This is a genomic window from Brevundimonas sp., assembly GCF_050729455.1.
Classification (GTDB): Bacteria; Pseudomonadota; Alphaproteobacteria; order Caulobacterales; family Caulobacteraceae; genus Brevundimonas.
Genome location: NZ_JBOHLI010000074.1, coordinates 1 through 10,518 on the forward strand (window position 1 = coordinate 1; position 10,518 = coordinate 10,518).

The 10,518-nt window shown below is 68.8% G+C and carries 10 protein-coding genes; 1 reads left to right on the forward strand and 9 read right to left on the reverse strand.

Annotation, left to right across the window (positions count from 1 at the left end):
- The 6 genes from ACREEF_RS14545 to ACREEF_RS14570 all read right to left on the reverse strand — a co-directional run.
- On the reverse strand, positions 1 to 1,407 hold a 1,407-nt coding region (locus tag ACREEF_RS14545), incomplete at its 3' end, for an AAA family ATPase (RefSeq protein ID WP_431566286.1).
- 10 nt (positions 1,408 to 1,417) lie between these two features.
- The gene (locus tag ACREEF_RS14550) at positions 1,418 to 2,068 is read right to left on the reverse strand and encodes a DsbA family protein (RefSeq protein ID WP_431566287.1); all 651 of its coding nucleotides are present in this window, start codon (positions 2,066 to 2,068) and stop codon (positions 1,418 to 1,420) included.
- Positions 2,065 to 2,670, reverse strand: a complete 606-nt coding sequence (locus ACREEF_RS14555) for a thioredoxin domain-containing protein (protein WP_431566288.1) — start codon at positions 2,668 to 2,670, stop codon at positions 2,065 to 2,067. The genes ACREEF_RS14550 and ACREEF_RS14555 overlap by 4 nt, the downstream gene beginning before the upstream one ends.
- A gap of 24 nt (positions 2,671 to 2,694) precedes the next feature.
- On the reverse strand, positions 2,695 to 3,327 hold the full coding sequence (locus ACREEF_RS14560; protein ID WP_431566289.1) for a DsbA family protein: 633 nt from the start codon (positions 3,325 to 3,327) through the stop codon (positions 2,695 to 2,697).
- Positions 3,328 to 3,539: 212 nt separating this feature from the next.
- Positions 3,540 to 3,995, reverse strand: coding sequence for a hypothetical protein (locus ACREEF_RS14565; protein ID WP_431566290.1), 456 nt, complete (start codon positions 3,993 to 3,995; stop codon positions 3,540 to 3,542).
- Positions 3,996 to 4,230: 235 nt separating this feature from the next.
- Entirely contained in the window at positions 4,231 to 4,794 is a 564-nt protein-coding gene (locus tag ACREEF_RS14570; protein ID WP_431566291.1) for a DUF721 domain-containing protein, read from the reverse strand.
- Between the two features lie 21 nt (positions 4,795 to 4,815).
- Between ACREEF_RS14570 and mutY the strand changes: the two genes are divergently transcribed.
- Positions 4,816 to 5,850, forward strand: coding sequence for an A/G-specific adenine glycosylase (mutY, locus tag ACREEF_RS14575; RefSeq protein WP_431566292.1), 1,035 nt, complete (start codon positions 4,816 to 4,818; stop codon positions 5,848 to 5,850).
- Here the strand turns inward: mutY and ACREEF_RS14580 are convergent.
- The 3 genes from ACREEF_RS14580 to ACREEF_RS14590 all read right to left on the reverse strand — a co-directional run bounded on the left by ACREEF_RS14580 (position 5,847) and on the right by ACREEF_RS14590 (position 10,346).
- On the reverse strand, positions 5,847 to 7,994 hold the full coding sequence (locus ACREEF_RS14580) for an amylo-alpha-1,6-glucosidase (protein ID WP_431566293.1): 2,148 nt from the start codon (positions 7,992 to 7,994) through the stop codon (positions 5,847 to 5,849). The genes mutY and ACREEF_RS14580 overlap by 4 nt on opposite strands.
- A gap of 31 nt (positions 7,995 to 8,025) precedes the next feature.
- Positions 8,026 to 9,135 carry a glycosyltransferase family 4 protein gene (locus ACREEF_RS14585; protein WP_431566294.1) on the reverse strand — a complete coding sequence of 370 codons (1,110 nt, stop codon included), beginning with the start codon at positions 9,133 to 9,135 and terminating at the stop codon, positions 8,026 to 8,028.
- Between the two features lie 131 nt (positions 9,136 to 9,266).
- Positions 9,267 to 10,346, reverse strand: coding sequence for a site-specific DNA-methyltransferase (locus ACREEF_RS14590; RefSeq protein WP_431566295.1), 1,080 nt, complete (start codon positions 10,344 to 10,346; stop codon positions 9,267 to 9,269).
- Positions 10,347 to 10,518 lie beyond the last annotated feature (172 nt).

The following is a 10,518-nucleotide window of genomic DNA, read 5'->3' on the forward strand; positions in this document are numbered from 1 at the left end:
GGCCAGGTCGCCGCGCGCGGCCTCGGCGGCCTCGACGGCCTCGCGGGCGGCGGTCAGGTCGACCTGAGCCGTCTCCAGCGCGGTCCGGGCGGTCGCCAGTTCCGGCGTCTCCAGCGGGCCCAGCGCCTCGCGTTCGCGCCTGGCCTGTTCAAACTGGCCGACGACGCGGGCCAGTCGGGCCTCGGCGTCGCGCTTCCTCGCGCTCTCGGCGTTGGCGCGGGCCTCGACGGCGGCCAGGGTTCCGGCCAATCGCTCGACCTCGCCGTCGGCGGCCTTGCGGGCGTCCTCGGCGGCCAGAAGCGCCTTTTCCAGTTCCGGCCCGCGCTCGGGCGCGGCGGCGATTTCGGCCTTCAGTCTGGTCAGTTCGTGATCCAGCCGGTCCAGCTCGCGCTGGGCGTCGGCGGCCATCCGCTCCTCGCGCTCGACGTCAGAGGCGATGCGCGCGGCCTCGGCCTTGAGCCGATCGACCTCGGCGCGGGCGGCCTGTTCGGCCATATCGAGGCGGTCGCGTTCCAGCGTGGCCCGGTGCAGCAGGGCGCCGGCCACGGCGTCTTCCTCGCGGGCGGGCTTCATCGCCTCTTGCGCCTTCAGGGCGTCGGCCTCGGCCCTGGTCGCGGCGGCGCCGGCCTCGGCCACGGCGCGGTCGGCGTCGCGCAGTTCCTGGGCCGCGACCTCGGCCGCCGCCTTGGCGTCGTTCCAGCGCACATAGAGCAGGGCGGCCTGCAGGGCGCGGATCTCGGCCGAGATCTTCTTGTATTTCTCGGCCTGACGCGCCTCGCGCTTCAGCCGGTTGAGCGCCGTCTCCAGTTCGCGGCCGATGTCGTCCAGCCGGTCCAGATTGGTCTCGGCGGCTTTCAGGCGCAGTTCGGCCTCGTGGCGGCGGGTGTGCAGACCGGCCACGCCGCCGGCCTCTTCCAGAATCCGACGACGGTTCTGCGGCTTGGCGGCGATCAGTTCCGAGATCTGGCCCTGACGCACCAGGGCCGGGCTGTTGGCCCCGGTCGAGGCGTCGGCGAACAGCAGCTGGACGTCGCGGGCGCGAACCTCCTTGCCGTTGATGCGATAGGTCGAGCCCTGACCCCGGTCGATGCGGCGCGACACCTCCAGCACCGGGGCGTCGGTGAAGGGCTGGGGCGCGCGCTTCTGGGCGTTGTCGATGGTCAGGACGACTTCGGCGTGGCTGCGCGGCGGACGGCCCTGGGCCCCGGCGAAGATGACGTCGTCCATGCCCTGGCCGCGCATGGCCTTGGCCGAGTTGGCGCCCATGACCCAGCGCAGGCTTTCCAGCACGTTGGACTTGCCGCAGCCGTTCGGCCCGACCACGCCGGTCAGGCCGGACTCGATTTGAACTTCCGCCGCGTCGACGAAGGATTTGAAGCCGACGAGCTTCAGTCTCTGGAACTGCATGGGCGGAGGATTAGCGGCCCTTGATCAGCGGGTCGATGGCCGCCGACAGGGTTTCAATCGAGTGGTCGGCGGCGCGCTTGCCGTTGACGAAGAAGGTGGGGGTGCCCTCCACGCCCGCCGCCAGGGCGGCCTCGACGTCGTGCTCCATGGCTTGCTGGGTGGCGGGGTCGGTCAGGCAGACCTCCATCTGCGACTGGGTGCGGCCGCTGACGGCGACGGCGCCCAAGTACCAGTCGCGAGCATCGCCGCTGGCGAAGGCGGCGGCCTGACCCGCCATGAAGTGATGGGCTACGTCGAAGAACTTGTTCGGCGCGGCGCAGCGGCCGATGGCGGCGGCGGTGGCCGCCACCTGGGTCGGCTGGGTCGGCATATCGCGGAAGACCAGCTTGACCTTGCCGGTGTCGATGTAGCGGGCCTTGAACGTCGGCAGGACCTCATTGGTCCAGGCGGCGCAGTGGCTGCAGGTGAAGGAGGCGTATTCGATCACCGTCACCGGCGCGTCGGCGCGCCCCAGAACGCGATCGGCGGCGGTCACCGCCGGCACGGCGGCCACAGTCGCCGCCCTGGTCGCCGACGGCGCATCGGCGGCGAAGCCGACAGGCGCGGCGGTCATCAGCGCCGCCGCCAGGGGCAGGGCGCGCCACAAGGTCTTTATCGTCATTTCGCCACCAGCAGAGAATCGATGCGTTGCGACAGGCCGTCCAGCGAACGGTCGCTGACTGTCTCGCCGTTGATCATGAAGGTCGGGGTGCCGGTCACGCCCGCGTCCTGCGCCGCCTTGATGCGTTTCTCTATCGCGGCCACGCCTGCCGGATCGGCCACGCAGGTCTGGAACTGGGCGTCGCTCAGTCCAGCCTCGCGCGCGGTGCGCAGCAGGATGTCGCGCGGGGGCGTGCCGGAATGAAGTTCGGGCAGGGACCGCATGATCTGGTCGATCACGTGGAAATACTTGTCCTCGCCCGCGCAGCGCGCCACCAGAAAGCCGGCCACCGCCACGTCTTGAGGCGGAGTGGGGAACTCGCGGAAGACGAAGCGCACCTTGTTGGTGTCCACGTACTTGGCCTTGAACTGCGGCCAGACCTGCTCATTCCATGCGGCGCAGCCGGAACAGGTGACGGAGGCGTATTCGACCACCGTCACCTTGGCCCCTTCGGCCGCGCCCAGGGCCATGTCGCCCTCGGCGGGGGCTGAGTTCTTGCCGCCGCAACCGGCCAGCGCCAGCACGACGGTCAGGGCTGCAGCCCCAGCCAGTTTCCTCAACATGACGACGCCCCCGTTTGGTTGAAATTATTTCTTCGCCAGTTCCGCATCGATGGCTTGCGACAGGCCCGACAGGCTGCTGTCGACGACCTTGGTTCCGTTGACCAGGAAGGTCGGCGTGCCGGTCACGCCCGCGTCGATGCCGGCCTCGATGCGGTCGCTCATCTCTTCGATGGCGGCCTTGTCGCGGATGCAGACTTCGGTCTGTTCCTGGCTCAGGCCGGCGGCGGCGGCGGCGCGGAACAGGGTGGTGCGGGGGGCCACGCCCGCCGCCCATTCCTTCTGGCTGGCCATGATGTCGTGGACGACGTCGAAATACTTGTCCTCGCCGGCGCAGCGCGCGATCAGGAAGCCGGCCGCGGCGATGTCTTGCGGCGGGGTCGGGAACTCGCGGAAGACGAAGCGGACCTTCTTGGTGTCGACGTACTTGGTCTTGAACTCGGGCCAGACTTCCTCGTTCCAGACGGCGCAGTGGCCGCAAGTGACCGAGGCGTATTCCACAACCGTGATCTTGGCGTCCGCGCCGGCGCCCAGAGCCATGTCGCCCTTGGCGTCGCCGCCGGTCTTGGCGGTGCAGCCGGCGACGGTGGCCATGGCGGCCAGGGCGGCGGCGGTCAGGGCCGCGCGGCGGCTCATCGATGCGTAACGGAACGTAGCCATGGGTCGTCCTTGAAGGTGTGACTCAGAAGAATGACGCGATCCGTCGGACACGCGCAATCCGCTTATTGATCGAAACAGATGCGGCCATTTTGCGCCGCGACTGTCGCGGATATCCTATCGGAGGCCCCAAAGCCAAGCGCTCAACTCGGAGTGGGACCGATGGTCGCCGGGAGCGGGCGCTAGGATTGTCCGCTGAGGCTGGAAAGCGGACCTCAAGAGCCGCCGGTCACGCGTCGGCCGAGCTTCCAGTCGGCTACGTCATCGACCTTGAAAACATCGGCCGTCGCCTTCTGGACAGCGAACCAACCCATGTTTGTGCTGCCGCACAAATCTTCCGAACACTGGGCACGAAGAGCCAGGACGTAGTAGCCGGAAGGGGCGTCCGCCTCCGTGATCTGATCGCAGTAGGCGACATGGCTGATCGGTAGGCCTCTCTGCGCCGTCACCCGCGCCGTTGCCGTGGCGCATGCATCCTCGGCATTGCGGACAGGGGCGTATTCAGACGGGCCAGTCGAAGCGGGTCGAATCGAGGGGGCGTCCGCGTTGAAACAGGTCTCCCGTTCCGTATCCCAGAGGCCCAACAGATAGCCGCATTCGGCTTCTTCAGAGGTCTTGTCGCCGCTCGCCACTTGTTGGGCCAGAATGGCGCGACGCTCCTGATCGTTCATGCGGTCCGCACGCTCTCTGGCGGCGAGTTCAGCCTTTGAGGCGCGCTCTCCACACCCAGCGACTGCGACGGTCAAAAGCAAGCCGATGGTCAGCGCGTCAATTCTCATCGGGGGAACTTGTCACGGCTATCGCGAGGTCTGCAATGGGTCGAAAGCGGCCAATCGCTGGCGCCCAGAATGCGACTCCAGAACAGGCGCTGTTGCCAAGCCCGGCGTCCTTTGCAGCCAAGCTGAGTCAGCGCTGGTCAGTTTCCGGCGGCTGCGACAGCACGGCCCGGCCCAGCTTTCTGAGCGCTGCTTTCAGGCCGTCGGGGGCGTCCTCGACGGCGGCGGCCAGTTCGGCTTCGACCGAGGCGGGCAGGGGCGGCAGGACCACCTTGCCGCGCGCGCGGGGCTTGGCGCCGGCGACGGGCAGGGGCTTCACCGGCCCCTGGGCGATGCGCAGCTTTTCCACCGATCCGGCGCCGAGGAACAGGTTCACCCGCTGGATGATGTCCTCGGACTGGTGCTGGACCAGCAGGGCGGCGGGACCGGCCACGCGCAGTTCCAGGGTCCCGCCGGCGCCGCCGCGGCCCTTGGTCAGCTTTTGCGGACGGGTGACGCGGGCCAGGCGCTCGCCGACGATCTCGACCCAGCGCGGCTCCAAGGCGCCGGCACCGCGTCCGAACTGGGCGTCCAGCTTCTTGATCAGCGGGGCCAGCGAGCGGCCGGCCGGGGGCGGCGGGCGCAACTGCGGGCGCGTCCGGCGTCGGGCCAGGATTTCGCGGGCTTCGCTTTCGGTGGGCAGAGGACGACGCATTCGTCCTATATAGCCCGACCCATGCCCGACGTCTCTTCCCTCCGCGCCGCCCTGCTTGATTGGTACGACGCCCATGCGCGGACCCTGCCTTGGCGCGCGCCGCCGGGGTCGGACGCGCGCACCGAGCCTTACCGGGTCTGGCTGTCCGAGGTCATGCTGCAGCAGACGACGGTGCCGCACGCCGCCCCCTATTTCGAGCGGTTCACCACCCGCTGGCCGACGGTCGGTGATCTGGCGGCGGTCGAGGACGCTGAGCTGATGGCCGCCTGGGCGGGGCTGGGCTACTACGCCCGCGCCCGCAACCTGCTGGCCTGCGCCCGCACCGTGGCCAGCGACCACGGCGGAGTCTTTCCTGATAGTGAAGCGGCGCTGTTGGCCCTGCCGGGGGTGGGCGCCTACACCGCCGCGGCGGTGGCCGCGATCGCCTTCGACCGCCCCGCCAACGTCGTGGACGGCAATGTCGAGCGGGTCATGAGCCGCCTGTTCGCGCTTGAGGCGCCTCTGCCCGCCGCCCGCCCCGAGCTGAAACGGCTGGCGGCCCTGTTCGTCAGCGAGGATCGCCCCGGCGACTGGCCCCAGGCCCTGATGGACCTGGGCTCGGGCGTCTGTCGGCCGAAATCGCCGTCGTGCGAGCTCTGCCCCCTGGCCTTCGGCTGCGGGGGCCTGAAGACCGGCGAACCCGCCCGCTATCCGCTGAAGACGACGAAGGCCGAGCGGCCGCATCGGCTGGGTTATGCCTTCGTCCTGCGCGACGTCGAGGGGCGGGTCGGCCTGGTGCGGCGGCCCGACAAGGGGTTGCTGGGCGGCATGGTCGGCCTGCCGACCTCGGACTGGAGCGCGACGCCGGTCTTCGAGGCCCCGGTCGCCGCCGACTGGACCTCGGCGGGCGCCGTCGAGCACGTCTTCACCCATTTCAGCCTGACCCTGACCGTTCATGTCGGCCAAGCTAGGGATTGTGGCCGCGACGGCGACTTCCTGTGGACCCATGCGGATGCGGCGCTGGCCTCGCTGCCGACGGTGTTCAGGAAGGCGCTGGAGCGCGGGCTGGCGGCCTAGCCCGTCACCCGCACGCTGACCGCGCCGCGTCGTTCACGGGGCATGACGACGACGCGGCCGTCCAGCCGCTGGAAGTTCAGGTCGATGACGCCGTCGCCGACCTCCAGATCGGTCACCGTCAACCGGTCCAGGCCGATCGGCAGGGCGGGTTTGGACACTTCGACCAGACCCTCGAGGGCGTTGACCGACACGCCCAGAACCGATTGCAGCATCAGGAAGACCGACCCCGCCGCCCAGGCCTGCGGCAGGCAGGCGACCGGATAGGCGATGGGCGGCTCGCCCGTCTCGCGGATGAAGCCGCAGAACAACTCGGGCAGGCGCAGCTGGAAATGCGCCGCCGCGCCGAAGACCTCGCCCAGCAGCATGGCCACGGCCCGCCGTTCGCCGTAGCGGGCCATGCCGGCCGCCGCCATCGCCGTGTCGTGCGGCCAGACCGATCCGTTGTGATAGCTCATCGGATTGAAGCGGGTCTGGCCCTTGCCCAGGGTCCGCAGGCCCCAGCCTGAACGGAACTCGGCCGTCAGCATCCGGCGCGTCACCAGATGCGCCCGCTCATGCGAGGGCAGGCCGCTGAACAGCAGGTGGCCGGCGTTCGAGCCGATGGCGCGGCACTGCTCGCCGTCGCCGTCCAGGGCGATGGCGTAGAAGCCTTCGTCCTCCATCCAGAAGCGTTCCTCGACCAGGGTTCGCACTCTTTCGGCCCGGGCCTGCCAGTGCGCGACGCGATCGTCGCCCAACTGGACGCCCATTTCGGCCAGGGCGTTCCAGGCCGCATAGGCGTAGCCCTGAACCTCCAACAGGGCGATCGGCCCCTTGGGGAAGCGGCCGTCGCTGTAGAAGATCGAGTCCTCGGAGTCCTTCCAGCCCTGGTTCGACAGGCCGGTCTCGGCCGCCCGCGCATAGTCGATCAGGTCGTCGCCGTTCGAGTCGCCAAAGTCGGTCATCCATCCCGCCGCCGCGATCAGATGGGGCCACAGGGCGCGGATGGTCTTCAGGTCGCCGGTTCGCCTGGCGTAGGCGCCGGCCAGGGCGATGAACAGGCAGGTGGTGTCGACCCCGCCGTAATAGAGGCCGAAGGGCACCTCGCCGAGGACCGACATCTCGCCGCCGCGCGTCTCGTGCATGATCTTGCCGGGGGCGGAATCCATGAAGGCGTTGACCTCGGTCGCCTGACGTGAGGCCAGATAGGTCAGCACCCCCTTGGCCAGGCTGGGGTCGATCCACAGCATCTGCCAGGCGGTGATGATGCCGTCGCGCCCGAACGGGGTCGAGAACCACGGCACCCCGGCATAGGGGTAGGGGCCGGTCGGCAGGTCGGTGGTCAGCAAGGCCACGTCCGTCCGGGACTGGGTCAGCCAGTCGTTGACGCGCGGGTTGCGCGGGGCCTGGACGCTGGCGCCGCGCCGCAGCCGCCGACGCATGGCCAGACGGGCCTGGATGGCGTTCCAGCGCCACCGCTCCTGATCGGGGGCGTCGCAGACGTCCAGCCCGCACTCGATATAGAGGTCCAGCCGCTTGCCCTTGGGCAGGCTGAACATGAACTCGGCCCGATTGGGGGTCAGCCGAGCGGGGGGCTCGGAAAAGGCCAGGCAACTGGTTCGCACCACCTCGTCCAGGCCAGTATAGCCGAAGGTGACCCGGCGGCCGTCCATGTGCGGGGCGTGAACCTCGCCGCGCGCCGGGCGCTCCGTGCCCCGGACCTGGAAGATGTCGGCGAAGTCGGCGCCGAACTCGAAAGCCAGCGGCAGCAGGATGTCCTCGATGCCGTGGTTGACCATCCGCACCCGCTCGAACAGCCGCTTGTCCCAGAGGAAGCGTCGCCGCTCCAGATGCAGCACCCCCGCCGGGGCCGAGCGCCCTCCCATCGGCGGCAGGGGGCGGTTGGTCGAATGGCAGGTGAAGAAGACGTTGTCCTCGGTCACGCCGGAACTGAGCCGCGAGGGCCGCACGCGCCCGACCGTCAGGACGAAATGCGACAGCAGCCGCGTGTCCCGGTCGAACAGGCCGTCGGCGCCGCTCTTCACATCGCCCCAATGGTCCGCGACCAGGAAGGTGTCGCAGTCCTTCAGCGCCATCAGGGTCTCTAGCCCGTCCTGATCGCTGTTGTCGGCGGCGGTGGTCTGGACCGAATAGGCGTCGTCCATGCTCTACCTAATGGTCGAGGGGGCCAAGGGTTCAGGCGCGGAGGGCGAAACTGCGCGCCTCGCGCAGCGGGCGGATCGGGGCGTCGTCGAGAACCTGGGCGGCGAATGGGCGTCGGGCCAGCAGGTCGCCGTAAACATCGAGGTAGCGCCGGGCCATGGCCGTGGCCGAGAAGCGCAGGTCGAACCGCGCCCGGATCGCCTCGCGGTCCAATGTGTGGGCCTGCCCGGCGGCGGCGACCGCCTGCTCCATGGTGTCGACCAGGAAGCCCGTGGCCCCGTCCTCGATGATCTCGGGCGTCGAGCCGCAGCGGAAGGCCACGACCGGCGTGCCGCAGGCCAGGGCCTCGATCATCACCAGGCCGAACGGTTCGGGCCAGTCGATGGGAAACAGCAGCGCTTCCGCTCCTCCCAGGAAGGCCGACTTCTGAGCGTCGCCGATCTCGCCGACGAACTCGATCAGCGGATTGCCCTCGACCAGAGGCCGGATGACGCTGTCCCAATAGGCCCTGTCCGCTGCATCGACCTTGGCCGCGATCTTCAGCGGCTTGCCCAGGCGCGTGGCGATCTCGATGGCGCGGTCGGGGCGCTTCTCGGGCGAGATGCGGCCCAGAAAGGCCAGATACCCCTGCGACCTGGGCGAGAAGCGATAGAGCTCCCCCGGCATCCCGTGATGCACCGTCGCCTTCCAGTTGGCGGCGGGGAGGGGGCGGCGCTGGTCGTCGGAGATGGAGACCAGGCCGAACTCGGGCCAGCGTTCATAGATCTCGGGCAGGTCCTTCAGGTCCAGCCGACCGTGCAGGGTGGTGATTGTCTTGTCCGCCAGACCCCGGAAGAAGGGGAAATGCACCATGTCGGTGTGGAAATGGATCACGTCGAACTGGTCGGCGCGGTCCAGAACCTCGGCCAGCAGGGTCATGTGCGCGGCCAGATCGGACTTCAGCGGTTCCGGGTCCAGCCGGATGGCCTGATCCCGCACCGGGACCAATCGCGCCCGCGTCTCCGCGTCGGCGCTGGCGAACAGGGTGACGTCGTGGCCCAGGTCCACCAGGGCGTCGGTCAGGTGGGCGACCACCCGTTCCGTGCCGCCGTAAAGCCGAGGCGGCACGGCCTCATAGAGGGGCGTGACCTGCGCGATCTTCATCTCGTGACTCCGACCCCCCGAACGGGGCGCTGGAATCCTCAACACGGGTCGATCAGCGCGGTTCCAGCTTGGCCGGAATGATATTCACCAGCTTTGCCGAAGACTTACCGCATCTGCGAACGGCGTTCGGCCTACTGCATCCCGGCGCGGATCTCGGCGCGCAGGGCGTCGATGGGGCGCAGGCCCGTGTCGGTCTTGAAGCGCCAGTAGGTCCAGCCGTTGCAGGCCGGGGCGTTCTCCAGCAGGGCGCCCAGCTTGTGGATCGAGCCGGTCATGGAGCCGGACACCAGCGAGCCGTCGGCGCGCACGCGGGCCTCATGGTCGCCCTTGGGGCAGTAGAGCTTGTCGCCGGGCGCCAGCAGGCCCGCCTCGACCAGGGCGCCGAACGGCACCTTGGGCTCGGCCTTCTTGGAGCCGGTGACGACCAGATCCTCGGGCGCGGCGGGGATGACCGCCTTGATGCGCTTCTCGGCCACCTTGGCGTAGCCTTCGTCGCGCTCGATGCCGATGAAGTGACGGCCCAGGCGCTTGGCCGCGGCCCCCGTGGTGCCAGTGCCGAAGAAGGGGTCCAGGATGACGTCGCCGACGCGGCTGGCCGACAGCAGCACGCGATGAAGTAAGGCCTCGGGCTTCTGGGTCGGGTGGGCCTTGTCGCCGTTGTCGTCCTTCAGGCGCTCATTGCCGGTGCACAGAGCGAGCGTCCAGTCAGAGCGCATCTGGGTGTCTTCGTTGAAGGCCTTCAGCGCGTCGTAGTTGAAGGTGTAGCGCTTCTGCTCGCGCGACTTGGCGGCCCAGATCAGGGTCTCGTGGGCGTTGGTGAAGCGCGTGCCCTTGAAGTTCGGCATCGGGTTGGACTTGCGCCAGATGATGTCGTTCAGCACCCAGAAGCCCAGGTCCTGCATCGCCGCGCCCAGGCGGAAGATGTTGTGGTAGCTGCCGATGACCCAGAGCGAGCCCTCGTCCTTCAGCACCCGACGGCACTCGCCCAGCCAGGCGCGCGTGAAGGCGTCATAGGCGGCGAAGCTGTCGAACTTGTCCCAGTCGTCGTCGACCGCGTCGACCTTGGAATTGTCCGGACGCAGCAGGTCGCCGCCCAGCTGCAGATTATAGGGCGGGTCGGCGAAGACCATGTCCACCGACTTGTCCGGCAGGCCCTTCAGCACCTCGATGCAGTCGCCACGCAGGATGACGTCGGTCTTCAACTCGGACATGGAAAGGCGGCCCCGGACAGATGAGACGCTTATGGTGAATCCTTACGGTTAAGGCGGAGTAACCAAACTTAAGATCCCGACAGATCAGCAGAATCCTTGGAGGCGCGTCGCCCCAAAATCCACTCATCCCGGCGAAGGCCGGGATCCAGATCATATGGCGGAGGCGCTGGCC

Coding starts and splice junctions, on each gene's coding strand:
- ACREEF_RS14590 (WP_431566295.1), bottom strand. CDS start 10,346: ATGTCCGAGTTGAAGACCGACGTCATCCTGCGTGGCGACTGCATCGAG.
- mutY (WP_431566292.1), top strand. CDS start 4,816: ATGCCCGACGTCTCTTCCCTCCGCGCCGCCCTGCTTGATTGGTACGAC.
- ACREEF_RS14550 (WP_431566287.1), bottom strand. CDS start 2,068: ATGACGATAAAGACCTTGTGGCGCGCCCTGCCCCTGGCGGCGGCGCTG.
- ACREEF_RS14555 (WP_431566288.1), bottom strand. CDS start 2,670: ATGTTGAGGAAACTGGCTGGGGCTGCAGCCCTGACCGTCGTGCTGGCG.
- ACREEF_RS14560 (WP_431566289.1), bottom strand. CDS start 3,327: ATGGCTACGTTCCGTTACGCATCGATGAGCCGCCGCGCGGCCCTGACC.
- ACREEF_RS14570 (WP_431566291.1), bottom strand. CDS start 4,794: ATGCGTCGTCCTCTGCCCACCGAAAGCGAAGCCCGCGAAATCCTGGCC.
- ACREEF_RS14585 (WP_431566294.1), bottom strand. CDS start 9,135: ATGAAGATCGCGCAGGTCACGCCCCTCTATGAGGCCGTGCCGCCTCGG.
- ACREEF_RS14580 (WP_431566293.1), bottom strand. CDS start 7,994: ATGGACGACGCCTATTCGGTCCAGACCACCGCCGCCGACAACAGCGAT.
- ACREEF_RS14565 (WP_431566290.1), bottom strand. CDS start 3,995: ATGAACGATCAGGAGCGTCGCGCCATTCTGGCCCAACAAGTGGCGAGC.